This window comes from Sphingopyxis sp. (genome assembly GCF_050725615.1).
In the GTDB taxonomy this organism is placed as follows: Bacteria; Pseudomonadota; Alphaproteobacteria; order Sphingomonadales; family Sphingomonadaceae; genus Sphingopyxis.
On sequence record NZ_JBOHHU010000059.1, the window covers coordinates 1 to 26,618 of the forward strand.

Genomic DNA, 26,618 nt, shown 5'->3' on the forward strand with positions numbered 1-26,618 from the left:
GAATATGACCAGCATCGGCATCGTCGGCAGCCAGGGCCGGATGGGCATCGTGCTCGCCGCCGCCGCGGCGGAAGCGGGGGCGGGGCATTGCGGCATCGACAAGGGCGGCAATGCCGAAAAGCTCGCCGTCGCCGCCGACGTGCTCGTCGATTTCTCCTCGCCCGCCGCGCTCGAGGCGACGCTCGACGCCTGCGTCGCTGCAAAGACCCCGATCGTCATCGGCACCACCGGGCTGGAGGAGCGCCACCATTATCTGATCGACGACGCCAGCCAGGACATCGCGGTGCTCCAGACCGGCAACACCTCGCTCGGCGTCACGCTGCTCGCGCATCTGGTGAAGGAGGCGGCGAGCCGGCTCGACGCCGACTGGGATATCGAGGTCGTCGAAATGCACCATAGGATGAAGGTCGACGCCCCCAGCGGCACCGCGATGCTGCTCGGCGAGGCGGCGGCGGAGGGGCGCGGCATCAGCCTCGCGACTTGCTCCGAACGTGGCCGCGACGGCGTCACCGGGGTGCGCGGCCATGGCAAGATCGGCTTCGCGAGCCTGCGCGGCGGCACCGTCGCGGGCGACCATGACGTCATTTTCGCGGGCAATGAGGAAATGATCACCCTGTCGCACCGCGCCGAAAACCGCATGATCTTCGCGCGCGGCGCCGTCCGCGCCGCGCTCTGGCTGCTCCATCAGAAGCCCGGGCGCTACACCATGCCGCAGGTGCTCGGCCTTTGACCACCGTCACCGCATCGGCCTGCACATGGCGCGAGGAAGGCGGCGGCGAGGCGGCGGCGGCGCGTATCCTGCCCTTTCTCGAAGAGATCGGGATCGAGGTCGACTGGATCGGCGATCAGAAGGAACAATTGCTCGAAGGCCTCGCGATCGTCGAGGGCCGTTTGCTGATCGACCCCGACACCCCCGTCTGGCCCGGCGACCTGCTCCACGAGGCGGGGCATATCGCTGCCGTCGCGCCCGAAGACCGCGCGACGCTCGGCCCGCTCGTCGCCGATCCGACCGACGAGATGGTCGCGATCGCCTGGTCCTATGCCGCGTCCCTGCCGTGCGAGCTGCCGCTGCGCCAGCTGTTCCACGACGGCGGTTATCGCGGCGACAGCGCGGCGCTGATCACCGCTTATGCCACCGGCCGCTATATCGGCGCGCCGATGCTCGGGGTCTATGGCATGACCGCCGACCTGCGCACCGCGCTTGCCGAAGGGCTGCCGGCCTTTCCCGCGCTCAGCCGCTGGCTGCGCTGATCGCTTGCGCCCCCGGCGGCGAAGTGTACGGAATGGATAAGACAGTCAGAGGAAAACCGGCATGAGTTTCGATCCCGCCATCGCCACCGCCGCCTATATCGACGGCCTCGGCTCCGCCGCGCTCGCCAAGGCGGCCGCCTATACCACCGGCAGCGAATGGCTGTTGCTGTGGAACGTCGTCGTCGCCGCGATCGTCACCTTCCTCTTCGTGCGGTTCCGCATCCTCGACCGCGTTTCGGCGAAACTCGAACGGCGCGGCTGGGTGGTGCGCACCTTCCTGATCTGCGCCGCCTTCCTGCTGCTTTCGGCGCTGCTCACTTTGCCGTGGGATCTCTACACCAATTTTTTCCGCGAAAGCGCCTATGGCCGCACCAGCCAGCCGCTCGGCGATTATCTCGGCCAGTCGGCGATTTCGCTGGTGATCGGCACGTTGTTCGGCGCGCTTTTCTTTCTCGGCATCTATGCGCTGATCCGCCGCGCCGGAAAACGCTGGTGGATCTGGTCGGGCGGGCTTGCCGCTACCGCGATCCTCGCGATCCTGCTCGTCTCGCCGATCGTCATCGAACCGATGTTCAACGACTATAAACCGCTCCCCGCCGGCGAAGTGCGCGACGCGCTCGAGGTGCAGGCGAAGCAGGCGGGCATCGAACCCGACCGCATCTTCGTCTTCGACGGCTCGCGCCAGTCGAACAATTTCACCGCCAATGTCTCGGGGCTCGGCCATTCGGCGCGCATCGCGATTTCCGACGTCGCGCTGAAAGGCGCCTCGCTCGACGAGGTCAAGGCGGTGACGGGGCACGAGATCGGCCATTATGTGCTCGGGCAGATCTGGTGGTTGATTGCGGTCTTCACCCTGCTCGCGGTGGTGCTCTTTTTCCTCGCCGACCGGCTGTTCGGCCGCGCCGCGCGCCTGTTTGGCAGCGATGCGACCATCGGCGACCCGCGCGGCTTCCCGGTGATGATGTTCCTGCTCTCGGTGTTCAGCCTGCTCGCGCAGCCGGTGCAGAATTGGGTGGTCCGCAAGGGTGAGACTGAGGCCGACCTTTATTCGGTGCAGACGGTGAACCTGCCCGACGCGATGGCCAGCGCGCTGGTCAAGACCGCCGAATATCGCAACCCGCGCCCGAATGCGGCCGAAGAGTTTCTCTTCTACTCGCATCCCTCGGTCGAACGCCGCGTCCGCGCCGCGATGGAGTGGAAGGCGGCGCACCCCGCCGGACCGCCGTCCGCCGGAAAATGAAAAAGGCCGACATCTTTGAATTCTACCGCCGTCTCGCGGAATTGAATCCTAGCCCCGAGACCGAGCTGCAGTTCGGCAACACCTACCAGTTGCTCGTCGCGGTGGTGCTGTCGGCGCAGGCGACCGACGTCGGGGTCAATAAGGCCACGCACAAACTGTTTCAGGAGGTGACGACTCCGCAGCAAATGGTCGACCTCGGCGAGGAAGGCCTCAAGCAGCACATCAAGACGATCGGGCTGTTCAACGCCAAGGCGAAGAATGTCATCGCCTTGAGCGAAATTCTGGTCCGCGATTTCGGCGGCGAGGTGCCCGCCGACCGCGACACGCTCGTCGAATTGCCGGGCGTCGGGCGCAAGACCGCCAATGTCGTGATGAATTGCGCCTTCGGCGCGGAGACCTTCGCGGTCGACACCCATATCTTCCGCGTCGGCAACCGCACCGGCCTCGCCGCCGGCAAGACGGTGCTTGGCGTCGAAAAGAAGCTCGACAAGGACACGCCCGGCCCCTTCCGCGTCGGCGCCCACCATTGGCTGATCCTCCACGGCCGCTACATCTGCAAGGCGCGCACCCCCGAATGCTGGCGCTGCCCGGTCGACGACTTGTGCAAGTTCAAACCCAAGACCCCGGCGCCGAAAGCGAAGAGGGCGGCGGCGTAAAAAGGGTTTCGCGCAAAGACGCAAAGACGCGAAGAGGCTGCGCCATCATTCAGGACCGGCGCGCCGCCGGAGGCGACCAAAAAAAAGCGCTTCGCGCGGTTCGGGGCGCAACCCCGATGCTACGGACCAACATCTTCGTGTCTTTGCGTCTTTGCGCGAAACATTCATCGCTCCCGTCGGCCTCGCGCGACGCCCCTTGCACAACCCGCTGCACCCGCCATAACCCGTTGCCATGCGAAACCTTACCGCCCCGCTCGCCCTCGCCGCCGCCCTTGTTGCCGCTGCGCCCGCCCACGCCAAACCCGCCGACACCGACACGGCGAAGAAGATCCTGATCGACAGCATCGCCATCCCGACCGTCGAGGGCCGCGGCAAGGTGCCCGAACTGGCGGCTTATTACGCGGGTGTGCTCAAGGCGGCGGGTTATGCCGACGCCGATATCGAGATCACGCCGATCGGCGAAACCGCGACCTTCGCCGCGACGCTTCAGGGCACCGGTAAGGGCAAGCCGATCGTGCTGCTCGGCCATATGGACGTGGTCGAGGCCGATGCGAAGGATTGGACCCGCGACCCCTTCGTGCCGGTCGAGGAGGATGGTTATATCTTCGGCCGCGGGTCGGAGGATAATAAGTTCGACGTCTCGATGATGGTCGCGACGATGGCGCAGCTCAAGAAGGACGGCTTCAAGCCGAAGCGCTCGATCATCCTGCTGCTCTCGGGCGACGAGGAAACTTCGATGATGACGACGCGCGCGCTCGCCGCCAAGTACAAGGGCGCCGAATTCGCGCTCAACGGCGACGGCGGCGGCGGGCTGATCGGCGAGGACGGCAAGCCCAAATATTACGGGCTGCAGGCGGGCGAAAAAACCTATGCCGATTTCGTGCTGGAGGTTACCAACCCCGGCGGCCACAGCTCGCGGCCTTCGGCCACCAACGCGATCGTCCAGCTCTCGAACGCGCTGGCGAAGGTCGGCGCGTACCGTTTCACGCCGCAGCAGAATGAACTGACCAAGGTCGGCATGCCGATCGTCGCCGATCAGGTCGGCGGCGACATCGGCGCGGCGCTGAAGGCCTTTGCCGCCAATCCCGCCGACGCCAACGCCATCGCGGCGATTCGCGCCGACCCCGAATATGTCGGCCAGATCGGCACCACCTGCGTGCCGACCCTGGTCAAGGGCGGCCATGCCGAAAATGCGCTGCCGCAGCGCGCCACCGCGAACATCAACTGCCGCATCTTCCCCGGCGTGCCGGTCGAAACCGTGCGCGCCGAACTGGAAAAGGTGATCGCCGACCCGGCCGTCAAGGTGAACACCGACCCCGACGCCAGCGCCAGCGACGCCTCGCCGCTGCGCCCCGACGTCGTCGCGGCGGTGACCAAGGCGGTCCACGCCCGCGCGCCGGGCCTGCCGATCATCCCGTCGATGAGCGCGGGTGCTACCGACTCCTATCATTTCCGCATCCAGGGCGTGCCGAGCTATGGCGTCGCGGGCCTCTTCTCGAAGGCCAGCGACAGCTTCGCCCACGGCCTCAACGAACGCGTCCCCGTCGACGCCATCGCCCCGGCGCTCGCACATTGGGACAGCCTGCTGCGCGATCTGTCGAAATAAGAGTCAGACGAGGGCCGCGACCGCGCGCTCGACCATCGCCACTGCCGCCTCGGCGCCGAAGCTTTCGGCGTCGAGCGACAGTTCGAGCCACAGCCCGTCGACCATCGCGGTCAGCAAAACCGCCAGTTTTGCGGCCTCGGCGGGCGTCGTTCCGCACGCGATCAGCAAATCGCCCAGCCGCGCGCGATAGCCGGCGTAACTTTCGGCGTGGATCTGCACCATCCGCGCGTCGCTGCGGGCCAGCGCCCAGAACGCCGTCCACGCCCCCAGCAGTTCGGGATCGGTCACCGGCGGGCGGAAACTTGCGGTGAGATAGGCGTTCAATCGCGCGCGCGGATCGGCGCCCGCGCCCGCGACCGCAGCGGCGAAAATCCTATCCATCCGGTCGCTCGTCGCGCGGTAGGTGGCGGCGACCAGATCGTCGATTCCCGCGAAATAATGGCGCAAAAGCCCGGGCGATACCCCCGCCTTGGCGCATATCGCGCGGACGTTCGTTCCCGCCAGCCCCTGCTCGGCGAGCACCGCCGCCGTCGCCTCGATCAGGCCCGTCCGGCGGGCATCGGCGCTTTCGCGCGTAAAGGCTTGGCGAGCGGGCTGCATATTGTTATACGCTTGTACAACAAGGATCGACTCATGGCAACGCTGCGCGACACTTTCACCAACATCGACCCCGCCCCCAAAGATTCTCTGGACGGCTGGTCTTTGCCCGCCTGGACCTACAGCGACCCCGACTTCCACGCTGCGGAGATGGAGCGCATCTTCCGCCCCAGCTGGCAGGTCGTCTGTCACGACAGCGACATCCCTCATGCGGGCGACTGGCACAGCATCGACTATTGCGGCGAAAGCATCATCGTCGTGCGCGGCGCCGACCGTGTCGTGCGCGCCTTCACCAACGTCTGCCGCCACCGCGGCTCGCGCCTCGTCGACGGCGCCACCGGCTGCGCGAAGAAACTCGTCTGCCCCTATCACGCCTGGACCTACGACCTCGACGGCCGCCTGACCGGCGTTCCCGATTCGGCGAGCTATCCGACGCTCGACAAGGGCAAGGCGGGGCTCGTCCCCGTCGGGCTCGAACAATGGCGCGGCTTCTGGTTCGTTCGGCTCGAGGATGACGGCGGCCCGTCAGTTGCGTCGATGATGGCGCCCTATGAAGCGATGGTCGCCCCCTATCGCTTCGAAGACCTCGGTGCGCTTGGCCGCGTCACGCTCCGCCCGCGCGACGTGAACTGGAAGAATGTCGGCGACAATTATTCGGACGGCCTCCACATCCCCGTCGCGCACCCCGGCCTCACGCGCCTGTTCGGCAAAAGCTATGGCGTCGAGGCCGAGGACAATGTCGACCGCATGTGGGGCGACTTGATCGACCGGCCGTCGGTGAACTGGTCCGAGCGCATGTACCAGCGGCTGCTGCCCCCGGTCCCGCACCTGCCCGAAGATCGGCAGCGCCACTGGCTCTATTTCAAGCTGTGGCCCAATGTCGCCTTCGACATCTATCCCGATCAGGTCGATTTCATGCAGTGGCTGCCGACCGGCCCCACGACCTGCCTGATCCGCGAAATCAGCTATGTCCTGCCTGATGCGCGCCGCGAGATGAAGGCCGCGCGCTACCTCAACTGGCGCATCAACCGCCAGGTCAATGCCGAGGACACCGAACTGATCACGCGCGTCCAGATGGGCATGGCGTCGAAGAGCTTCACCATGGGCCCGCTCAGCGACAAGGAAGTCTGCCTCAAGCATTTCTGCTCGCGCATGCGCGACATCATTCCCGAGGCGCGTCTCGAAACCGCACCTGCGCCGGGCTGGAGCCGCCGTTGAGCGCAGCCGCGCCCGTGGTGATTGTCGGCGGCGGTCCCGCCGGCATGGTCGCGGGGCTGCTCCTCGCGCGCGCCGGGGTACGCGTGACGGTGCTCGAAAAACATGCCGATTTCCTCCGCGATTTCCGCGGCGACACCGTGCATCCCTCGACGCTCGAACTGTTCAACGAAATCGGGCTGCTCGAGGAACTGCTGAAAGAGCCGCACGCCGCAATCGACACGATGACGCTCAACCTGCTTGGGCAGCGCTATACGATCGCGACGATGAAACATCTGCCCGTCGCGGCGCGCTTCGTCGCGATGATGCCGCAGTGGGACCTGCTCGATTTCATCGCGGGGCAGGGCAAGCGCTACCCGACCTTCGACCTGCGCATGTCGACCGAGGCGACCGGGTTGACCTATGATACCGCCGGCCGAGCTAGCGGCGTCACGCTTGCGAGCGGCGAGACGCTGCCGGCGCGGCTCGTCATCGCCGCCGACGGCCGCCGCTCGGTTCTCCGCGTTTCCGCCGAACTGCCGCTGGAGGATCTCGGCGCGCCCATGGACGTGCTCTGGTTCCGCATCCCCGTGCCCGCGGGCATGGACATGTCCGACATCGCGCTCGGCACGATCGACAAGGGCGGCATGGTCGTCGCCATTCCGCGCGGCGATTATTGGCAATGCGCGCAGATCATCGAAAAGGTCGGCTTCGCCCCGATCGAGGCGCAGGGCATCGCGGCTTTCCGCGATCGCATTGTCGCCATCGTCCCCGGCCTCGCCGCCGGAATCGATGCGATCCAAAGCTTCGATGAGGTGAAATTGCTCTCGGTGGCGCTCGACCGGCTGACGCGCTGGTCGCGCCCCGGGCTGCTGGCGATCGGCGATGCCGCGCATGCGATGTCGCCGGTCGGCGGGGTCGGGATCAACCTCGCGGTGCAGGATGCGGTGGCGACGGCGAATATTCTCGCCGCGCCGCTTGCGGCTGGCGCCGACCCTGATCCGTTGCTGGCGCGTGTGCAGGAGCGCCGCTGGACACCCACCACCCGCATGCAGGCGATCCAGCGTTTCGCGCACCAGCGCGTGATCGAACCGATGCTGCGCGGCGAAATCACCCGCGTGCCGCTCGCGGTGCGCCTGCTCGATGCCATCCCGCTGCTGCGCCGTATTCCCGGCCGCGTCCTTGGCCTCGGCTTCGGCCGCCAACATGTTCAATCCCCGCTTGCGAGAGAATTTCCATGACCAAAGCCTATGACGCCCTGATTATCGGCGCCGGCCACAACGGCCTCGTCTGCGCCTTCTATCTCGCGAAGGCGGGGCTGAAGGTCCGCATCGTCGAGGCGCGCGACGTCGTCGGCGGCGCCGCGGTGACCGAGGAATTCGCGCCGGGTTTCCGCAATTCGGTCGCGAGCTACACGGTCAGCCTGCTCCAGCCCAAGGTGATCGCCGACATGAAGCTCGCCGATCATGGCTATCGCGTCATCGAACGGCCGATCAGCAATTTCCTGCCGCAGGAGGATGGTGGTTATCTCAAGCTCGGCGGCGGGCTCGAACGCACCCAGGCTGAGTTCCGTAAATTCTCGGCCCGCGACGCCGAAGTGCTGCCCCAATATTATGACGCGCTCGAAAATGTCGCCGAACTGCTCCGCGACCTCGCGCTGCGCGTGCCGCCCAATGTCGGCGAAGGTTTCCGCACCCTGATCGACGGCGCGCGGCAGGGGCGGCGCTTCGCGGGGCTCAGCCTCGAACAGCAGCGCGACGTGCTCGACCTGTTCACCAAGTCGGCGCGCACGATGCTCGACGCTTGGTTCGAGAGTGAGGCGGTCAAGGCGGCCTTCGGCTTCGACGCGGTCGTCGGCAACTACGCCAGCCCCGACACCCCGGGCAGCGCTTATGTGTTACTCCACCACGTCTTCGGCGAGGTGAACGGCAAGAAGGGTGCGTGGGGGCACAGCATCGGCGGCATGGGCAAGATCACCGAGATCATGGCCAAGGTGTGCCGCGACCTCGGCGTCGAGATCAGCCTTGAAAGCCCGGTTGAGAAGGTGCTCGTCGACGGCGACAAGGCAGTCGGGGTGAGGCTCGTTGGCGGAGAGGAGATCGCCGCCGCGCGCGTCATCGCCAATGTTGGGCCGAAACTGCTCTACGAACGGTTGATGGACGCATCCGACTTGCCGGGCGATTTCCAGCGCCGCATCCGCGGTTTCAAGGCCGGCAGCGGCACCTTCCGCATGAATGTGGCGCTCAGCGAACTGCCGAAATTCACCTGCCTGCCCGAACCGGGCGAGCATCATCAGTCGGGCATCATTCTTGCCCCGACGCTCGACTATATGGACCGCGCCTTCCTCGACGCGAAGCAGTTCGGCTGGTCGAAGAAGCCGATCGTCGAGATGCTCATCCCCTCGACCGTCGACGACAGCCTCGCGCCTCCCGGACAGCATGTCGCCAGCCTTTTCTGCCAGCAATTCGCGCCGGAATTGCCCGACGGTCGCGACTGGGACGACGAGGAGGGCGCCGCCGCCGATGCCATCATCGATACCGTCGAGGCGCATGCCCCCGGTTTCCGCGCCAGCATCGTCGGCCAGACCCGCCTGTCGCCCAAGGGCCTCGAACGCAAGTTCGGGCTGATCGGCGGCGACATCATGCACGGCAATATGACGCTCGACCAGCTCTGGGCCGCGCGCCCGGTGCTCGGCAACGGCGGTTATCGCGGCCCGGTGAAGAACCTCTACATGTGCGGCGCGGGCGCCCACCCCGGCGGCGGCGTCACCGGCGCGCCGGGACATAATGCCGCCGAGGTGGTGCTACGCGACCGGGGTTTCTTCGCGCCCAAGTGGCGCGTCTGATCCGAAACCCATCGGCTGCGGCAGCGCCGGGCGTGCCGCGCGCTCACGCCGCAGCCGGTCGACCAGCGTTGCATCGTCCGGTGCCTCGGAAAAACGTGCTTGCCGCGCGACGACCGCGAAGTCGCCGAGCGTCAGTCCGCCGAGCCGGTCGAGCGTCGCCGGTGCCTCACGCCCGAAGAAGTGGACGAACGCCAGCCGGGCCCGCGCTTCGTCGAGCGCGCGCATCTCGATCTTGAACACGAAGCGCCGCGCCGACGCGGGGTCGAGCTTTGCCGCATGGTTGGTCGCGGCGGCGAAGGGCAGGGGATGATCCTCCATCCAGGTCAGCAGCTCGTTGACCTGGCTGACCTCCCAGCTCTGCGACGCGCCCTGCCGGTCGGCGAGCAGCGAATCGACCTCGTCGAAGAACAGTATCGCCCCCTGCCGCTTCGCCTCGGCAAAGGCGCGGGCGATCGCCTGTTCGGTCTCGCCGACCCATTTCGACATCAGATCCGACGCGCGCTTGACGTGCAGCGGCCGGCCGAGCCGCCGCGCCAGCGCCTGCACCGCCTCGGTCTTGCCCGTCCCGGGCTCGCCGGTGAGCAGCAACGAGAAATCGGCGGGCGCGTCGGAGCGAGCCAGCGCGCCGAACAGCGCCGCCAGGTCGGTGTCGGCGCACAGCAGGCCTTCGTCGAAGGCGCGCGGCGGGCGCGCTTCGATTTCGCGCCCGTGCATCGCGCCCAGAACCGATCCCGCGAAGCGGCTCGCGCTGGCCGAATCACCGGCCAGGCTCGCCGCGCGCGCCGCGACGCGGAACAGCGATGCCGCCTCGGGCGCGCGCGCCGCCAGCGCCTGTAGCACCGGGTCGACCGCGACCGCTTCCTCCGCACTGACGCGCTCGAGCATCGCCGGGCTGTGCGCCATGCCCGGAAAGTCCATCCGGATCGACAGGCTGAACCGCCGCAGGATCGCGGGATCGACATCGGTGATGCTGTTCGACGTCCAGAGGACCGGGACGACATTGTCCTCGAGCAGCCGGTTGACGAACAGCTTGGACCCCGACCGGTTACGGATGCGGCCGTCCTGTTCGATTTGCGCATTGCCGAGCAGATCTTCCATCTCGTCGAACAACAGAAGTGCGCGCCCGCGCTTTTCGAGCGTCCGCAGCGCCAGGCGCAGCGCGGCCACGCGGTCGAAACGGCTCGGTTCCTCGCCGTCGTTGTCGGCCTCGCCGACCGCATGCAGCGGCTCGCCGAGCGACGCCGCGAGCGTGCGTGCGAGCTCGGTCTTCCCCGTTCCCGGCGGGCCGTGGATCAGGATATTGATCCCCCGCGCGCCGCCAGCCATCGCCCCGCGCAGCAGTGCGAGTGCGAGGTCGGCGTCGCGCTGCTGCGCGGGAAAGTCGGCGATCGCATGGCGCGCGGTCTGCCGCCGGCCGAGCAGGCCGTCGATCAGGCTGTCATGCTGCCCGGTCTTGGCGTCGAGCAGCCGCTCGAACGACCAGCAGAGGCCGAACTCGACCTTGCCATCCTTGCTCGTGCAGCGCCCGACGAGGTCGAGCCGCACCACTTCGGCGGTGCGCAGGGCATGCGGGGCCAGTCCGGTGAGCGTTCCGACCAAAGCCTCCATGTCGAGCGCCTCGGCCTCGATCAGCTTGACGAGGCCGCGCGTCAGCGGCCCGCGTTCCATCGCGGTGACGAGCAGCAGCAGCGCACGCTCCTCGGCGGTGAGGTCGAGCGCGTCGGCCAGCCGGTTCGCCTGCAACAGGCTTTCATCCTCGCGTGCGTCCGGGGCCGGGGTATGAGCCCCGAGCAGCGCGGCGCGCGCGATGGTCTTGTCGTTTAACTCGAGCGCGGCGGCGCGCGCGCGGGCCCAGCCGAGCAGGGCCCGGCCGGTCTTGGTCTTGCCCGGATGATCCGTGGCGACGGCGCGCGCGAGTGCGCGAGCCCAATGGCTGTCGTGCAACATAGATACCTGCCTGCGGCCGGCGGACGCACGGCGCCCGACGGCAGAAGTGTTGATAGCGGGTTGGAAATTGCGGCAGCGCCCGGGCGCACCGCGTCAGGAAAAACGCGCTACGACAGCGGGCGGATGCCGCAGGGATTCAAACCCTGATTTGTTCGGCGGTCCGACACATTACGTCTCCAAAAAGGCCCTAATCCGGGCCAACGGGATTTTGCCGATAGGCGATTTCGGGCTTGTAGGCAAGTTTCAGGCGGTCGCGGGCCTTGCGCGCCGCATCGCGAGATAGATCGGCAGTCCCGCAGCGGTCAGACCGATGCTCCAAAGACCGGGCTCCCATTCGGCGCCGTAAAAGGCCCAGCAGCTATAAAGGAACCCGGCGACGGTCACCACGACAAAAGCCGGCGAGGCTTTGATCGTCCCGTCGCGCTCGAGCTTCAATGCCGCGAGCGCGCCGACGATGTAAAAGATAATTGCGGTCGATGTTGTCACCAGCACCATGAACTTGAACAATTCGGCGAGCCCGCGCGAATAATTGGCGTAGACGACGATGCTGGCCAGCGCGCTCGAGACGATTTGGGTGAACCACGGCACGGCGAAGCGGTTGTCGCGGGCGAAGACCGGCGGCAGCAGGCCGCGATGCGCCAGGTCGCGCGGGATTTCGCCCTGCAGCAGGACAAAGCCGTTGAGCGCGCCGAGGGCGGCGATCGCCGCGAACAGCGCCACGGCCTGCCCCGTCGACGGACTGACCAGCGTGCCGAAAAAGGTCGCATAGGCCGCGTTCGACGCTTCGAGCGTTTCGAGCGGCAGCAGCAAGGTCACCGTCGTACAGGAAAGCAGATAGAGCATTCCCGTGGCTGCGGCGGCGATCAGCGTCGCGCGCGGGATCGTGCGTTCGGGGTTGCGCACCCGGTCGCCGACGACGCAGCTGCTTTCAAAGCCGAGCAAGGCGAAGAGGGTCAGCGTCGCGGCATGGCCGATATTGTCGAGGCTGATCGGCTTTGTTCCTGCCATCGTCGGCGTCGGAGCGTCGCCGGTGCTGTAAAGCCACAGCGCGACCAAGACCGCGCCAACCACCGGGATCAGCTTGAGCCCGAGCGTCACCAGCTGGGCCCCGCCGGCGCGGCGTACGCCCATCAGATTGACCAACGTGAAGAACCAGATGAAGCCGATCGCAAGCAGTGCGGTCCCGATGCCCGCGTCACCGAGCGAGGGAGCAAGAATCGACAGGTTGCTGATCGCCGCGACGGCCAGCGTTGCGACGACGGTCCAGCAACTGATCCAATAACTCCAGGCGACGATGAAGCCGACGGCCGGACCGAAGGCCGTCGCGGCGTAAGTATAGGTCGCGCTGCCCCCCGGCAGTTTTTTCGCCAGTCGCGCAAAGGCGACCGCGAGGCACAGGGTCCCCGCGATCGACACCCCCCAGCCGATGATCGCATTCCAGCCGAGCGGCGCAAGGTCGCGTGGCAACAGGAACACGCCGGACCCGATCATGTTGCCCATGCCGAGCGCGACGCACATCAAAAGGCCGAGCTTTTGGCCCGGCCTTTCGTTGTTGGTTGCGATATCGGTCACCCGATCAGAACTTGGCGCCCAGTCGCGCCCCGATCGTCCGGGGCTGGTTCACCAACACCTGTACGCGCCCGTCGCACTGGCCGCAGTTTGAGAAGCGCGCCAGTTGTGCGCGCTCGTCGAACGCATTTTGCAGAAACAGTTCGAGGCTGTACGAACTCCATTCGAACCCGGCCGCGAAATCGACCGTCGTCGATCCCTCGATCCGGCCCAGCGCGGTTGCGGTGGGGACACGGATGTCGGGGGTGGCCGAGCTGCGATGCGCGATCACCGACTGGAAGTGCATCTCGCCGGGCCCGACCGGGAATTGGTACCGCACCGTTGCATTGCCGTTGAACTTCGGCGTCACGGGCAGGCGCGTTCCCTTGATCGCGGCGATCGAATTGCCGGGATCGGTACATTGATAGGTCGGATCGTCGATATCGCACAGATTGTTGCGTGTTTTGGCGTCGGTATAGGAGGCCGCCGCCTTGAAAGTCAGGCCGTCGGCGGCCCGGATGTTGACGTCCGCCTCGATCCCCTTGATCCGCGCGTTCGGGCCATTGTGGATCTCGGTAAAGCTGTTCTCGCCCAGGAACGAGAATTGGAAGCGCTTCCAGTCCTGCATATAGATGGCCGCGTTCAGCCTGACCCTGCCGTCGGCCAGCGTCGTCTTGATACCCAGCTCGTAGTTGGTCAGGAAGTCGGCATCATAGGGGGCGATCGTGCCGCGCCGGTTGATGCCGCCCGGACGGAAACCGCGCGACCAGGTTGCATAGGTCATCACATCGTCGCTGGGCTTCCAGGTCAGGTTCACGCGGTGGGTGAACCCCGTGTCCTTGGTGCGTTTCGGGACCAGTTCGCCGTTCACGAAATCGGCAAGGTTGGTACAGGGGCCACCATCGACGGCGGCCGGCAACAGCGTGCCCCCGGGATTGTCGCGCAAGGTCGCGCCCGTCGTCGTGTAACAGCCCGCGACACCGGTTCGCGAGCTGCCCGCGCCGTTGAACGGCGGGCCGTTCGGGTTGCGGCCAAAGCCGAAGAAGCCGATCAGGCTGTTGTCATATTTATAATAGCGTCCGCCGCCGGTCAGCGTCAGCGTCGGGGTGATGTCGAAGCTCGCTTCGCCGAACGCCGCATAATCCTTGTCGACGCGTTTCTGTTCAGTCAGCCACAGCGTGCCAGGCAGGCCGTTCACCGACAGCGCGTCAGCGAGGCCGGGGACCTTGTAATCCTGGTGGATCTGGTTGCTCTGGCGCTGGTAGAACAGCCCGGCGACGACGCGGAAGCGTTCGTCCTGCGGCGATGAGACGCGCAGTTCCTGGCTCATCTTGCGGAAATGGTCGGTCCCGATGATGAACTGGCGCGGGTCGATGGTGTTGCCGGCATTGTCCGAAAAATAGAAATAATTCGCAAGTCCGCCCACCGATTCATAGAGCTGGTCATAGGCCTCGGCATAATCGGTATAATCGTTGATCTGATAGGCCTTGCGGTCGAGATAGGCGCCCGCATAGGTCAGGTCGAAATTGCCCAGCTTGCCCTCGATCGTCAGCGCCGCCTGGATGAATTTGTCGCTGCGTTCGTCGGGATAGAAGCGCTGGACCTGCAGGTCGCCGACGCGCGGGTCCTGCGCGAAGGTGCCGCTGCTGGTCTGCTTCTGGTACAGCAGGGTCGGCGTAACCGTCCAATTGTCGTCAAGGTCGACCTTCAGCGCGGCGCGGCCACCATAAATTTCGGCGTCGTTGAAATTCTTCTTTACGAAACCGGCGTTGTTGACCGAGACGCCGTCCAATATGCAGCCGTCGATGTCGCCGTTCCCGTCGCGGGTGGGCGTGCCGCAGAAGGTCCGCGTGCCGGGTACATTGTCGATATAGCCCGCATCGCGCTGGTACCAGCCGACGAAACGAACCGCCGCCATCTCGCTGATCGGGGCGTTGATCATGCCTTCGATCTTGCCACCCATGCCGCCGCTCTTGACGGTGTTGAGTTCGCCATCGACGCGGCCTTCGAAACCGCTGGTATCGGGCTTGTTGGTGATGATGCGGATCGTGCCGGCCTGCGACGAGGCGCCGTACAGCGTGCCCTGCGGCCCCGCGAGCGATTCGATGCGCGCGATGTCATAGACATGGACGTCGAGCGTGCCGCCGATCGTCGTCACCGGCTGTTCGTCGAGATAGACGCCGACGCTGGGCAGCGAGCCCGAATGGTTGCCGTCGCCGCCGCTCGCGACGCCGCGCATATAGACGGTGGTGACGCCCGGCTGGCTCGACTGGAACGACACGCTCGGCAGCAGTTTCGAGAAATCCTCGAAATTGGCGACGTTCAGCTGGTCGAGCTTGCGCGTGCCGAGCGCCTGGATGCTGATCGGAACATTCTGCAGATTTTCTTCGCGCTTCTGCGCCGTGACGATGATCTCGTCGTCATAGCCTTTGTCATCGGCTTCCTGCGCCAACGCCGGCGTCGAGGAAAGGACCGCGCTCGACAGCGATGCCAGAAGCAGCGCGCGGCGCGAAAAATGGACCCGCATAAAGACCCCCCTATATGTGCGATCGCCGTTGCTGCGGCGGAACGGGAAGCTTGAACAGTTTCACCGCGCCGTCAATCGCGCGGCCACCAAATGGCGATCGCGGGCCGCCGTTTCGCGGGCACTATGACAAAATTGCAACAATCCTGTCAGGGGGTGGCCGGATATTGCGCGAGGGCTGGTCCCAGCGCCTCGACCAAAGGCTTCAGCCAGGGTTCCATCGCGCGCCACTGGTCGACGCCGTCGCGGTTGATCGGCCGTCGTACCTGCTCCGAACTCGCGGTGCGCACCGCGCGATCGTTGCTATGGAAATCGAGGCAGGCTTGCTCGAACGGCAGGCCCAGATGGGCGAGCAGCATGCGCACCTCGCCCTCCAGATCGTCGATCAGCCGTTCGTGGAACAGGCGGTGGACATGGTCGGGCATCATGCCGTCGAAATGATCCATCAGATCGACATAATCGGCATAATAGCGACCCATGTCGACGAGGTCGTAGCTGAACGCCTGCCCGCGCGCGAAATGCTGTTTGAAGTTGGAAAAACAACAATCCATCGGGTGGCGCCGCGCGTCGATGATCTTCGCATGGGGCAGAATCAGCCGGATGAAGCCGGTGTGCAGCCAATTGTTCGGCAGCTTGTCGATGAAAAAGGGCTTGTCGGTTTTCCGCTGGACCCGCGTGTCGTGGAGATATTGCTCGCCGAGGGCGCGGGCGTCGTCGGCCGACAGCTTGGCGACGCCGCCCATGCTGCGCGCCTGGGCATGGAGTTGGGGAATGTCGGGCAATTCCATCGTGCCCTCGACCATCGAATGGCTCGCCAGGATCTGCTCGATCAGCGTCGATCCCGCACGCGGCATGCCGACAATGAAAATCGGGTCGCCGGCAGGGGCGCCATGGCCGCGCCGCGCGGCGAGAAATTCGGGGGTATAGAGCGACTTCGCGTGGTCGACCGCCGCCCGCGTCTGTTCGGCATCATAGGGCAGCAGTTTTTTGCGCAAGGCGTTGCCCGTCGCATAATGATCGAAGGCCTCGGCGGCCTGCTGCCGGTCCTCCCGCGCCTTGCCCAGCGCGAAATGCAGGTGGAACCGGTCCTCGGCTGCGATATTGTCCTGCGCCAGCCCGTCCTGCATCGCGGCGATGTCGGCGTCGTCGAATTTCAGCGTCTTCAGATTGGCGAGGCTCCACCATACTTCGCCGAGCGCTGGCGCCAGCGCCAGCGCCTCGCGATAGGCCGCGATGGCGTCGGCCTGTCGCCCGACAGTCTTGAGCATATGGCCATAGGACATCCAGATCTTCGGCTGTTTGCCGAAGCTTTGCAGCACCTGTTCGTAGAGCTCCAGCGCCTCGTCGAATTCGCCGACCCGGCCCAGCGCCGCCGCCTTCAGATTGGCGTTCATCAGATTGTCGGGATCGACCCGTTGCAACTTTTCCAGTTCTTCGACCGCTTCGCCCGAACGACCCTGGCGGTGGAGCACGGTGGCGAGGTTCGACCGCGCAGCGAGGAAGTCGGGCGCCAGGTCGAGCGCGCGGCGTAGCAGGGCTTCGGCATCGCGATAACGTTCGATCCGCGCCGCCAGTTCGGCGAGCATGCGGATCGCCGCGACGTCGAACGGATCGCGCTTCAGATGCGCCTTGAGCAACGGCTCGGCGTCGTGGAGCCGTCCCTCGTAGAGCGCGAGCGCGGCCGCCATCAGGTCGGGATTGCGCACCCCCCGGCTAATCGCGACCTGCGCCTTGCCCGCGCTCATCGCCTCACCCCTTGGTCCGCGCCTTATCGACCGCTTCCTTCAACGCCGCATAGCCAAGCTGTCCCTGCAACAGCTGGTCGCCGACGATCCAGGTCGGGGTCGCGTTCAGTCGCAACTGGTTCGCGATCGCGAGATTATTGTCGAGTTCGCGCTGAAACAGCGCCTCGTTCGCAGTTGCGTCGGCGCTGCCGTCGGTGACCACACCGGCCTTTTCGGCCGCCGCAGCGATCGCGCCGGGATCGAGCGACGAGGCTGCGAACATCGCATGGTGAAAGGCGTCATATTTGCCCTGCCGCGCGGCGGCCAGCGCCATGATTGCGGCGTCGCGGCTCTGCGGCGCAATGATCGGCAGCTCGCGGAATACGACCTTCAGCCGCCGGTCGGTGCGGATCAGCCGGTCGAGGTCGGGCAGGCTCGCGCGGCAATAGCCGCAGGCATAGTCGGTGAACACCGTCAGCGTCACATCGCCGTCGGCATTGCCCGCCCACGCGCCGGCATAGGGCTTTTCGAGCGCCGGGCGGATCGCGTTGATCGCCTTGGCCATTTCGCGGTCGCGCTGTGCCGACAAGGCTTCGGGAATGATTTGCGGGTTCGCCTTGATATAGTCGGCCACCACGGTCTCGACCTCGCTCTTGCTGAGCCCGCCGCCGAAACGGCCGCCGAGCCAGAAGGTCGCGCCGAGCAGCAGGATCGCACCAAGCGCAACCATCCAGAGGGGCGCGGGCAGGGCAAAGCCGCCGCCACCCGCTTCGCGGCGCGGCTGGCTCGGGCGATGCGGCATACGCTCATCGGGTGCGGGTGCGGGTGCGGAGACCGAGGGCGGCGGCGTGGCAGATGCCGCCTTGGTGGTTTTGGCCGGCGCCGACTTGGGCGCGGCGAGCTCGATAGTCGGCTCGCTCGCGAACAGGGGCAGGTCGGGCGCGGCGGGCTTGGCGGCGGCGGCAGCCGCCTCTTCCTGCGCCTCGCGCGCGAGCAATTGGGCGAGGCCCGAGGCCGGCGGTTCGGCTTCGGCGCGGGGCGCGGGGCGCAATTTGGTTGCGGCCTCGCCCAGGCTGTCCTTGCCTACCCTGGCCGCTTGCCCCAGCGCTTCGCCGGCCTTGCCCGCGACATCCCCCAGCCCGCGCTGAGCGTCGCTCGACAATTTGCCGACCTTTTCGCCGAGCGCCATCTTGTCCCAGGCCTTCGCGCTGGCGGCGGCGGCGGCGGCGCTGCCCCGCGCGGTGCCGCGCCCGAACGCCTTGGCGGCGCGCGCGGTGGCATCGGCGGTGCGGCCTGCGAGTTCGCGCGAGCGGCGCGGGATTTCCATCGCCTCGACGCGCGCCGGGACATCGGCTTTTTCGCCGACACGGATCGTCCAGTCGGCAAAGGCGCTGCCGCCATCGCGGATCGCCCGCCACAGTCCACTGGCACCGGCCTTCAACCGGTCGGTGTCGACCGCGGGCTTCGCGGTCAGCCGCTCTTCGGTCGGATAGCGCGACACGTCGAGCCCCACCGGGGGCACCGCGCGCGGCTTGGCCAGACCCTCATCGGCCGCTGCCGGGATCGCGCCAGCGTCGGCGGGCACCGGGGTCGGCGCCGGGTCACGCAGCCACGGCTGGTAATAATCGTCTTTTCTATCAGTCACTTGTTGCCCTTATGCATCGTCGATACGACGCATTCCCCGCCGTCATGCCGTCGAATCTAGCGCCGTTTGCGCTCGCGTTCCACCTCGGCGCGCGCGACGAGCGAAATATCCTGTGCACGAATCCAGTCGGGGGACCCTTCGGGCAGGCCCTGCATCGCCATGTCGGCGTTACGCAGCGCGAGCGACGCCTGTCCACCCTCGAGGCTATAGCGTTCCGCCGAGGCGAGTGCGGCGCGCGGCTGGTCGCCCTTGTTCGCATAGACGATGCCGAGTTGATACCAGGCAAAGGGATTCTGGTTGTCGAGTGCGACGGCGGTCTTCAGCACCTCCTCGGCCTCGGGGTAATTGGCTGGATCCTCGGTGGCGATCAACGCATGGCCCAATGTCGCGGCGATCAGCGGCTGCGACCGCGACCCCGTCACCGCCTTGCGCAGGGCGGGAATCGCTTCCTTGGGCCGCCCGGATTCGAGCAGCACCTGGCCTTCGAGTTCGAGGAAATAGGGATCGTCCGGATTGGATGCGAGCAGGCCTTCGACCTCGGTCAACGCCTTTTCGGGATAGGCGCTTTTGTGCCAAGCATAAGCGCGGGCATAGCGCGCGGGGATGCTCGTGTTGCTCTCGGGGTATTTGCGCAGCGTCCGTTCGGGGTCGGCGATATAGCCCGACAGCTTCGCCTTGATCCGCTGGAAGCGCGCCTCAATCGCCGGATCGGCGGGCTTTTCCCACGCCGGATCCACGACATAGACTTCGCGCAGCGCCTGGATGCGATCGCCTGACATCGGGTGGGTGCGGCCATAAGCTTGGTCGTCGTCCTGTTTGACGCCATAGCGGAATTCGAGATTCTGGAGCTTCTTGAAAAAGGCGAGACTGCCGCGCCCGCTGATTCCCGCCTTCGACAGATATTTCGCGCCGGCCGCGTCGGCGGTCGATTCCTGCACGCGGCTGAACGCCAGAAACTTGCCGAGCGCGGCTTGCTGACCCGCCATCATAATCCCCATTCCGGCGTCGCCTGCACCCGCCGCGACCGCTGCCGCGCCGAGCAGCAGGCTGAGCAGCGAAATGCCCGTCGCCGCCTTGGCGCCTTCGTTGACGCGGATCGCATGGCCGCCCATGACATGGCCGAGTTCGTGCGCCAGCACGCCCTGCACCTCTTCGGCGCTGTCGGCGGCCTCGATCAATCCGCTGAAAACATAGATGTCCTGGCTACCCGCGACAAAGGCGTTGATGCTGCGATCGCCGAGCAGATGAACCCGCACCTGCCCCGGCTGCAGCCCCGCCGCCACGAGCAGCGGGTCCATCATGTCCTGGAATAACGCTTCCGTCTCCGCGTCGCGCAGGATCGACTGCGCCGCGACCGGCCGGACGGCGACCGCGACCAGGACGATGAACGTCACCAGCATCCGGACCAGCGCACGCCAGATATGGGCCCGGTTCGCGGGCTGCGGCAGGGAAAAATTCATCGGGTGCGTCCTTGCGCCGAGCGCCTGAACCTCAACTGAAGCCATGAAGGCCTTGTGGGGTTCAGGACGCTCGGAGGCAAGGGCGCGATCGCTGCAATGCGATCACTTGCCGCCAATCGGCGTCCGCCGATCAGTTGCCAAAGGTGCGCTGCCACCAGCCGCGGCGGGGTTCGCCATCGGTTGCCTCTTCGCCCTCGACGGAAACGGGTTCGCCGTCCTGTGCTGCGACCTCGGTAGATGCGGTCGCAGCCGCTTCGGCTGCTGCTGCCGCTGCGGCCTTGGTCTTGCGCGGCGCGCGCTTCTTGGGCGCGGGCTTGGCGGGCTCGGCTTCCGCCTCGACCGCGACTTCCACCGGCACTTCTGCGACAGCCTCGACCGGCGCCTCGGCAGCTGCCGCGGCTTCGGCCTCTTCGGCGGCAATCTGCGCCTTGGTCCGGCGCGGCTTGCGCTTCGGCTTTTCCGCGACGGGCGCTTCCTCGACCACTGGTTCGGCGGGGGCTTCGACTTCGACCGGGGCATCGACTTCGACAGCTTCGGCTTCGGCCTCGGCCTCGGCGCTCTCGTCGCGCGGCTTGCGGCCACGACCACCACGGCGGCGGCGCGGCTTGGCGCCCGCTTCTGCCTCGGCGGTTTCGGCATCGGCCGTCACCGGCTCATTGTCGTTCTCGCCGGCTTCGCTTTCGGAGTCGTCACCTTCGCCTGCTTCGCCCTCGGCGCCCTCAGCGATCTCGTTGCCATCTTCGTCGCGGCGACCGCGACGGCCACGGCGACGACGGCGGCGGCGCTTGCGGCCTTCTCCGTCGGTATCCGCGTCGCCATCTTCGGGTTCACGGCGCGCCGGGCGTTCGGGCTTCTCGGCCTGAGCTTCGGCCTCTTCTTCCTCTTCCTCGAAATATTCCTCGTCGTCGTCATCCTCGATCGGTGCGATCGGGGCGAAGCTGCGGCGGACGACGGGCGGCGGGCCGCCGACCTCGATCGCCATGCGCGCACCCTCGGTCTCGCCGTCGGGCAGGATTTCGACCGAAACGCCGTAGAGTTCCTCGATTTCGCGCAGTTCGCGGCGCTTTTCGTTGAGGAGGTAGAAGGTCGCTTCCTGGCTGGCGCGCAGGATGATCTTGCTGCCCTTGCCGCGCGCGGCTTCCTCTTCGATCATGCGCAGCGCGCTGAGGCCCGCCGACGAAGCGGTGCGGACCAGGCCGGTGCCTTCGCAATGCGGGCAGGGGCGCGTCGAGGCTTCGAGCACGCCGGTGCGCAGCCGCTGGCGGCTCATCTCCATCAGGCCGAAGCCCGAGATACGGCCGATCTGGATGCGCGCACGGTCGTTCTTCAGCGCGTCCTTCATCGCGCGTTCGACCTTCCGGACGTTTGAGCCATGATCCATGTCGATGAAGTCGATCACGATCAGCCCGGCCATGTCGCGCAGACGCAGTTGGCGCGCGATCTCGTGCGCGGCTTCGAGGTTGGTGCTGAGCGCGGTCTGTTCGATATTATGCTCGCGCGTCGAGCGGCCCGAGTTGATGTCGATCGACACCAGCGCCTCGGTCGGGTTGATCACCAGGTAACCGCCGGATTTCAACTGGACGACCGGGTTGAGCATCCCCGCCAGCTGATCTTCGACCCCGTAACGCTGATACAGCGACACCGGGTCGGCATATTGCTGCACGCGCTTGGCGTGGCTCGGCATCAGCAATTTCATAAACTGCTTGGCGGCCTTATAGCCTTCGTCGCCCTCGACGATCACTTCCTCGATATCCTTGTGATAGATATCGCGGATCGCGCGCTTCACCAGGTCGCTGTCCGAATGGATCAGCGCCGGGGCGCTCGATCCCAGGGTCTTTTCGCGAATCTCGTCCCAGACGCGTGCGAGATAGTCGAAGTCGCGCTTGATCTCGACCTTGGTGCGGCTCATCCCGGCGGTGCGCACGATGCAGCCCATCGTCGGCGGCAGGTTGAGCTCGTCGACCATCGCCTTCAATTTGCGGCGGTCGGCGCCGTTCGAAATCTTGCGGCTGATGCCGCCGCCATGCATCGTGTTGGGCATCAACACGCAATAACGGCCGGCGAGCGACAGATAGGTGGTGAGCGCGGCACCCTTGTTGCCGCGTTCTTCCTTGACGACCTGCACCAGCATCACCTGGCGGCGACGGATGACGTCCTGGATCTTGTAGCGGCGACGCAGCGACATGCGGCTTTCGCCGTCCTCGTCCTCGTCGCGGCGGCGCCCGCGGCCACGACCGCCCTTGCGGCCGTCACGTCCGCGTCCGCGGCCCTTGCGGTCGCTACGGCCGTCCTTATTCTCTTCGGCGCCTTCCTCGGCGTCGCCATGCTCGTCGTCGCCGTCCTGCTCTTCGCCGACGGTTTCGGGGGCGGGGACATCGCCATTCTCATCCTCGTCGGGACGCTCGACCTCGGCGATATCGCCTTCCAGCTCGTCGAGGTCGTCCTCGGCGCGCATCGCGGCTTCGGCCGCATGCTCGGCCTCTTCGCGGAGCAGCGCTTCGCGATCTTCCTTCGGAATCTGGTAATAGTCGGGATGGATTTCGCTGAAGGCCAGGAATCCGTGACGATTGCCGCCATATTCGACGAACGCCGCCTGCAACGACGGTTCGACACGGGTCACCTTGGCCAGATAGATATTGCCCTTGAGCTGCTTGTGCTCGGCGGACTCGAAATCAAACTCCTCGATGCGGTTTCCCTGGGTGACGGCGACACGGGTTTCTTCCCGGTGCCGCGCGTCGATCAACATGCGCGTGGTCATTATTATCACTCCAGGCGCGCCTTGGCGCGCCAACAAAAAAGGCCGCGACCCTCCGTGAAGAAGGGCTGCGGTCGATAGGGTTCATATGAAAAAAGACGTTATTGCCTTGTGCGGCTCGCGCCCGGTCCTGGACGCGCATGCGGTCTTCCGTCCGACCGACAGCATGCGCGAAAGCGCCTGCGTCGCGGAGAGAAGAGGGCATGGCAAGCCTCATGCGGCATCAACCTGTTTTAGCGGGACGACCGGCCGGCGCATGTCGACCGGTTCGGGATCGTCCTGCGCTGCCCGGGCATCCGGGTGGGCCGACGGCAGGTTGCCAGGCCTGGATTGTCGGGCACCGGGGGAGAGCCACCATTCGGTCCGTCAATCCGGTGCCGGTTGGGCGCGTTCCCCGCATAAGGCCCGACGGGTCAGGCAATGACACCGTCAGCGTTGGGGGTGCTAGCATCGGCGTCACCCGACGGCAACAGCAAGCACTGGAAAAATATGGGCATGCACTGGCCGATGGCAAGGGGCGCCGCGCGCCACATCATGCTAAACTGCGGGTTAACCCTGCCCTTTCACGCTGACTTGACGCGCCATCCCTAATGACCGGTTCATCGTGATGACCCGCAGGTGGCCTTGGATGTTTTCAGATAAATGCTGGACCAACAGCCGCACCCGGCGGCATAATCGTGCCATGCTTCTCGCGTCGCTCTTCTTCTCGTCGCTGATGGCCACGCCGGCGGTGCTGGCGGGCAATATCGGGGCGATCGAGATTACGGGGGGCGAGGTGACGGTGCGCTTCGACGATTTTGTCGCGAGTGCCTCGACCTTGCTCCTTCCGGCCCCCGATCGCATCGCGCTCGACATTTCGGGCGCGCAGGCGGGCCACTCCCCGCAGGGCGCGGGCCTTGTCCGTACGGTGCGCCAGGGACAGCAGGGCCCCGACACCGCGCGCGTCGTGCTCGACCTCGACCAGCCGGCGCTCGTCTCGAACGCGCGCTTCGCCGCCGACGGGCGCAGTCTCTCGTTCAAACTGCAGCCCGTATCCGCCGACGAATTCCAGCGCGCGTCGCGTAGCCCCCGCATCGAGTTGCAACCGCCGGCGCAGTTCCGCGCCAAGCCACCAGAGAAACGCTACAGCGTCACCGTTCCGATCGGCAAGCCCAAGCCAGCGGTCGGGCTGCCCCGCATCGAAGGGCCGAACAATCCCCGCTTGCCGCTCGTCGTCATCGACGCGGGGCATGGCGGGCACGACCCCGGCGCGATCAGCCCGCACAGCGGCAAGCGCGAAAAGGACATCACGCTCGGCATCGCGCGGGCGATTCGCGACGACCTGATCGCGTCGGGCCGCGTCCGCGTCGCGCTCACCCGCTCGGACGACCGCTATCTGGTGCTCGAGGAACGCTATGGCATCGCGCGCCGGCTGAAGGCCGACCTGTTCATTTCGGTCCATGCCGACGCCGCCGAGAATCAGCAGGCGAGCGGCGCGTCGATCTACACCCTCTCCGAAGTCGCCTCCGACCGCGAAGCGGCGCGGCTCGCAGCGCGCGAGAACAAGGCCAATATCATCAACGGCGTCGACCTCGGCGCGCATAGCAACGACGTGTCGTCCATCCTGCTCGACCTCACCCAGCGCGAGACGATGAACGTCGCCTCGGACTTCGCCCGCCTGCTCCAGCGCGAGGCGTCGGATGACGTTAAATTCCGCACCACCGCGCATCGCTTCGCGTCCTTCGTGGTGCTGAAGGCGCCCGATACGCCTTCGGTCCTGTTCGAAACCGGCTTCATCTCGAACGAGGGCGATTCGGAATTCCTCGCCTCGGCGGCGGGGCAGAAAAAGCTCGCACGCGGTGTCCGCGACGCGGTGCAGATCCACTTCGCGCGCCAGATCGCCGCGATCAACTAGCCCTTGACCATCCATCGTCACCCCGACAGCTTTGCGCCGGGCTGACGGGAGAGAAAGATGGGCTGGAGCAACTGGTCGGGCACCGTCGCCGCCGACGATATCTGGATGAGCCCGATGAACGCCGGACCCGTGGCGGCCATCTCGATGCACCAATATGCCAAAATGCCCTGGGCCGGCCTCTTCGCCGATACCGAGGCGATCTTTCGCGCCCATGGCGGCCGCCCGCATTGGGCGAAGCGCCACAGGCTGGCGCGCGACGACATCGACGTGCTCTATCCTATGGCCGAGCGCTATCGTTGCGTCCGCCGCGCCGCCGATCCGGGCGGCAAATTCCTCAACCCACATCTGGAAGCCCTTTTCGCATGACCGACGATTTGACGCTGCATGGGTCTCTGATTGGCCAGCAGGGTAGTCGCGCCGACCTCAACACCCCGGTGCTGGTCCTCGATATCGGCGCCCTGGACCGCAATATCGCCATGATGGCCGGGCTGACGGCGGCGCGCGGCATCGGCTTGCGTCCGCATGGCAAGACGCACAAGAGCGTCGATATCGCCAAGCGCCAGCTCGCGGCAGGCGCTGCGGGCGTCTGCTGTGCCAAGATCGGCGAGGCCGAGGTGCTTGTGGACGGCGGCATCACCGGCATATTGATCACCTCGCCTGTCGCCGCGCCGCGCGCGGTCGAGCGCCTCGCCTCGCTGGCGAAGCGCGCCGAGGGGCTGATGGCGGTGGTCGACCACCCCGCGGTTGCGGCGCGAATCGACGCCGCGCTCGGCACCCGCCTCGACGTCATCATCGACATCGATCCCGGCATTGCGCGCACCGGCGTCGCCTCACCCGACGCAGCGGTGGCGCTGGCCGAAGCCGTCGCGGCCCTCCCGAACCTGCGCTACTGCGGTGTGCAATTCTACTGCGGCTCGCAGCAGCATATCGAAAGCTATGCCGAACGCCACGCCGCGATCGAGGAACGCACGGCCTATTTGCAAAGCGTCATCGCCGCGCTCGCCAATGCCGGCTTCGCACCCGAAATCGTCACCGGGTCGGGCACCGGCACGCATCATATCGACCTCGATCTCGGCGTCTTCACCGAATTGCAGGCGGGCTCCTATGTCTTCATGGACAAGCAATATCTCGACTGCGACCTTGTTGGCGACGGGACGGTGCCCTTTGAAACGTCGCTCGGCGTCGATGCGCGCGTCGTCAGCGCCAACCATGGTGGTCTTGTTACCATCGACGCGGGGTATAAGGCGCTCTCCACCGACGGCGGCGTTGCGGTCGTCCGGCGCGGCGCGCCCGAAACCGCCTTTTTCGCCTTCATGGGCGACGAACATGCCGCGCTGATCGCGCCGGGCATCGGCGAGGCACTTGCGCCGGGCGACCCGGTGACCCTCACCGTCCCGCATTGCGACCCGACGGTGAACCTCTATGACCATTATCATGTCGTTGAAGGCGAGGCTCTCGTTGCGATCTGGCCGGTGAGCGCGCGCGGCAGGGCGCGCTAAGTCCCCCTCCCGCAAGCGGAAGGGGAGTCATCCACCGCAACCATGCTTCCCTTTCGCCCGGACACGCTTTAGAGGCTGCTCACGATGGTCGCCGACAGTCCGCCCAATTTCCGCCTGCGCCTGCGCCGCGACAGCAATGCCGTCATTGGCTGGTTCCGTACGATGTGGACGCGCCGCTGGTTCCGCTGGCTGGGCTATCTCGCGCTCACGGGGCTGCTCGGCCTCTTCCTCAT

The 26,618-nt window shown here is 66.3% G+C and carries 19 protein-coding genes; 11 read left to right on the forward strand and 8 right to left on the reverse strand.

The genetic code is table 11. The features are described 5' to 3' along the window. The first annotated feature begins 4 nt into the window (after positions 1–4). The 5 genes from dapB (at position 5) to ACREB7_RS14000 (ending at position 4,753) form a co-directional block, all read left to right on the forward strand. The gene (gene dapB, locus ACREB7_RS13980) at positions 5–730 is read left to right on the forward strand and encodes a 4-hydroxy-tetrahydrodipicolinate reductase (protein ID WP_431592900.1); all 726 of its coding nucleotides are present in this window, start codon (positions 5–7) and stop codon (positions 728–730) included. Further along, positions 727–1,251 (forward strand): hypothetical protein, encoded by a 525-nt coding sequence (locus ACREB7_RS13985; RefSeq protein WP_431592882.1) that lies wholly within the window; start codon positions 727–729, stop codon positions 1,249–1,251. Before dapB ends, ACREB7_RS13985 begins: the two co-directional genes overlap by 4 nt. 61 nt (positions 1,252–1,312) lie before the next feature. Further along, positions 1,313–2,491, forward strand: coding sequence for a M48 family metallopeptidase (locus ACREB7_RS13990; protein ID WP_431592883.1), 1,179 nt, complete (start codon positions 1,313–1,315; stop codon positions 2,489–2,491). Then, positions 2,488–3,147, forward strand: a complete 660-nt coding sequence (gene nth / locus ACREB7_RS13995) for an endonuclease III (RefSeq protein ID WP_431592884.1) — start codon at positions 2,488–2,490, stop codon at positions 3,145–3,147. The genes ACREB7_RS13990 and nth overlap by 4 nt, the downstream gene beginning before the upstream one ends. Positions 3,148–3,379: 232 nt before the next feature. After that, the gene (locus ACREB7_RS14000; RefSeq protein ID WP_431592885.1) at positions 3,380–4,753 is read left to right on the forward strand and encodes a M20/M25/M40 family metallo-hydrolase; all 1,374 of its coding nucleotides are present in this window, start codon (positions 3,380–3,382) and stop codon (positions 4,751–4,753) included. 3 nt (positions 4,754–4,756) lie between these two features. Here the strand turns inward: ACREB7_RS14000 and ACREB7_RS14005 are convergent, their stop codons facing one another. Beyond that, positions 4,757–5,353: a TetR/AcrR family transcriptional regulator gene (locus ACREB7_RS14005; RefSeq protein ID WP_431592886.1), complete on the reverse strand. Its 597-nt coding sequence runs from the start codon at positions 5,351–5,353 to the stop codon at positions 4,757–4,759. A 33-nt stretch (positions 5,354–5,386) separates the two neighbouring features. On the opposite strand from ACREB7_RS14005, the gene ACREB7_RS14010 reads away from it, so the two are divergent. From ACREB7_RS14010 to ACREB7_RS14020, 3 genes are read left to right on the forward strand one after another with little or no spacing between them, the layout of a single operon-like run. Continuing rightward, a complete protein-coding gene (locus tag ACREB7_RS14010; RefSeq protein ID WP_431592887.1) occupies positions 5,387–6,568 on the forward strand; it encodes an aromatic ring-hydroxylating oxygenase subunit alpha in 1,182 nt (393 codons plus the stop codon). Continuing rightward, entirely contained in the window at positions 6,565–7,785 is a 1,221-nt protein-coding gene (locus ACREB7_RS14015; RefSeq protein ID WP_431592888.1) for an FAD-dependent oxidoreductase, read from the forward strand. Before ACREB7_RS14010 ends, ACREB7_RS14015 begins: the two co-directional genes overlap by 4 nt. Then, positions 7,782–9,389: a phytoene desaturase family protein gene (locus tag ACREB7_RS14020; RefSeq protein WP_431592889.1), complete on the forward strand. Its 1,608-nt coding sequence runs from the start codon at positions 7,782–7,784 to the stop codon at positions 9,387–9,389. Before ACREB7_RS14015 ends, ACREB7_RS14020 begins: the two co-directional genes overlap by 4 nt. On the opposite strand, the gene ACREB7_RS14025 is transcribed toward ACREB7_RS14020, so the two are convergent. The 7 genes from ACREB7_RS14025 to ACREB7_RS14055 all read right to left on the reverse strand — a co-directional run bounded on the left by ACREB7_RS14025 (position 9,348) and on the right by ACREB7_RS14055 (position 22,995). Then, a complete protein-coding gene (locus ACREB7_RS14025; RefSeq protein ID WP_431592890.1) occupies positions 9,348–11,336 on the reverse strand; it encodes an AAA family ATPase in 1,989 nt (662 codons plus the stop codon). The genes ACREB7_RS14020 and ACREB7_RS14025 overlap by 42 nt on opposite strands. Positions 11,337–11,579: 243 nt before the next feature. Then, positions 11,580–12,908 carry an APC family permease gene (locus ACREB7_RS14030; protein WP_431592891.1) on the reverse strand — a complete coding sequence of 443 codons (1,329 nt, stop codon included), beginning with the start codon at positions 12,906–12,908 and terminating at the stop codon, positions 11,580–11,582. A 4-nt stretch (positions 12,909–12,912) separates the two neighbouring features. Beyond that, positions 12,913–15,411, reverse strand: coding sequence for a TonB-dependent receptor (locus ACREB7_RS14035; protein ID WP_431592892.1), 2,499 nt, complete (start codon positions 15,409–15,411; stop codon positions 12,913–12,915). 146 nt (positions 15,412–15,557) lie between these two features. Beyond that, entirely contained in the window at positions 15,558–17,153 is a 1,596-nt protein-coding gene (locus tag ACREB7_RS14040) for a sulfotransferase (RefSeq protein WP_431592893.1), read from the reverse strand. 4 nt (positions 17,154–17,157) lie between these two features. Further along, positions 17,158–18,777: a DsbA family protein gene (locus ACREB7_RS14045; RefSeq protein ID WP_431592894.1), complete on the reverse strand. Its 1,620-nt coding sequence runs from the start codon at positions 18,775–18,777 to the stop codon at positions 17,158–17,160. Positions 18,778–18,833: 56 nt separating this feature from the next. Beyond that, positions 18,834–20,237, reverse strand: coding sequence for a M48 family metalloprotease (locus ACREB7_RS14050; protein ID WP_431592895.1), 1,404 nt, complete (start codon positions 20,235–20,237; stop codon positions 18,834–18,836). Between the two features lie 130 nt (positions 20,238–20,367). Then, positions 20,368–22,995, reverse strand: coding sequence for an Rne/Rng family ribonuclease (locus ACREB7_RS14055; RefSeq protein ID WP_431592896.1), 2,628 nt, complete (start codon positions 22,993–22,995; stop codon positions 20,368–20,370). A gap of 625 nt (positions 22,996–23,620) precedes the next feature. Here ACREB7_RS14055 and ACREB7_RS14060 point away from each other — a divergent pair. The 3 genes from ACREB7_RS14060 to ACREB7_RS14070 are packed head-to-tail and all read left to right on the forward strand — an operon-like array spanning position 23,621 to position 26,385. Next, positions 23,621–24,886 (forward strand): N-acetylmuramoyl-L-alanine amidase, encoded by a 1,266-nt coding sequence (locus ACREB7_RS14060; protein ID WP_431592897.1) that lies wholly within the window; start codon positions 23,621–23,623, stop codon positions 24,884–24,886. Positions 24,887–24,943: 57 nt separating this feature from the next. After that, positions 24,944–25,252, forward strand: coding sequence for a D-arabinono-1,4-lactone oxidase (locus ACREB7_RS14065; RefSeq protein WP_431592898.1), 309 nt, complete (start codon positions 24,944–24,946; stop codon positions 25,250–25,252). Continuing rightward, positions 25,249–26,385, forward strand: a complete 1,137-nt coding sequence (locus ACREB7_RS14070) for a DSD1 family PLP-dependent enzyme (protein ID WP_431592899.1) — start codon at positions 25,249–25,251, stop codon at positions 26,383–26,385. The genes ACREB7_RS14065 and ACREB7_RS14070 overlap by 4 nt, the downstream gene beginning before the upstream one ends. Positions 26,386–26,618: the final 233 nt, after the last annotated feature.

Coding starts and splice junctions, on each gene's coding strand:
- dapB (WP_431592900.1), top strand. CDS start 5: ATGACCAGCATCGGCATCGTCGGCAGCCAGGGCCGGATGGGCATCGTG.
- ACREB7_RS13990 (WP_431592883.1), top strand. CDS start 1,313: ATGAGTTTCGATCCCGCCATCGCCACCGCCGCCTATATCGACGGCCTC.
- nth (WP_431592884.1), top strand. CDS start 2,488: ATGAAAAAGGCCGACATCTTTGAATTCTACCGCCGTCTCGCGGAATTG.
- ACREB7_RS14000 (WP_431592885.1), top strand. CDS start 3,380: ATGCGAAACCTTACCGCCCCGCTCGCCCTCGCCGCCGCCCTTGTTGCC.
- ACREB7_RS14005 (WP_431592886.1), bottom strand. CDS start 5,353: ATGCAGCCCGCTCGCCAAGCCTTTACGCGCGAAAGCGCCGATGCCCGC.
- ACREB7_RS14010 (WP_431592887.1), top strand. CDS start 5,387: ATGGCAACGCTGCGCGACACTTTCACCAACATCGACCCCGCCCCCAAA.
- ACREB7_RS14020 (WP_431592889.1), top strand. CDS start 7,782: ATGACCAAAGCCTATGACGCCCTGATTATCGGCGCCGGCCACAACGGC.
- ACREB7_RS14025 (WP_431592890.1), bottom strand. CDS start 11,336: ATGTTGCACGACAGCCATTGGGCTCGCGCACTCGCGCGCGCCGTCGCC.
- ACREB7_RS14035 (WP_431592892.1), bottom strand. CDS start 15,411: ATGCGGGTCCATTTTTCGCGCCGCGCGCTGCTTCTGGCATCGCTGTCG.
- ACREB7_RS14040 (WP_431592893.1), bottom strand. CDS start 17,153: ATGAGCGCGGGCAAGGCGCAGGTCGCGATTAGCCGGGGGGTGCGCAAT.
- ACREB7_RS14050 (WP_431592895.1), bottom strand. CDS start 20,237: ATGAATTTTTCCCTGCCGCAGCCCGCGAACCGGGCCCATATCTGGCGT.
- ACREB7_RS14055 (WP_431592896.1), bottom strand. CDS start 22,995: ATGACCACGCGCATGTTGATCGACGCGCGGCACCGGGAAGAAACCCGT.
- ACREB7_RS14060 (WP_431592897.1), top strand. CDS start 23,621: ATGTTTTCAGATAAATGCTGGACCAACAGCCGCACCCGGCGGCATAAT.
- ACREB7_RS14065 (WP_431592898.1), top strand. CDS start 24,944: ATGGGCTGGAGCAACTGGTCGGGCACCGTCGCCGCCGACGATATCTGG.
- ACREB7_RS14070 (WP_431592899.1), top strand. CDS start 25,249: ATGACCGACGATTTGACGCTGCATGGGTCTCTGATTGGCCAGCAGGGT.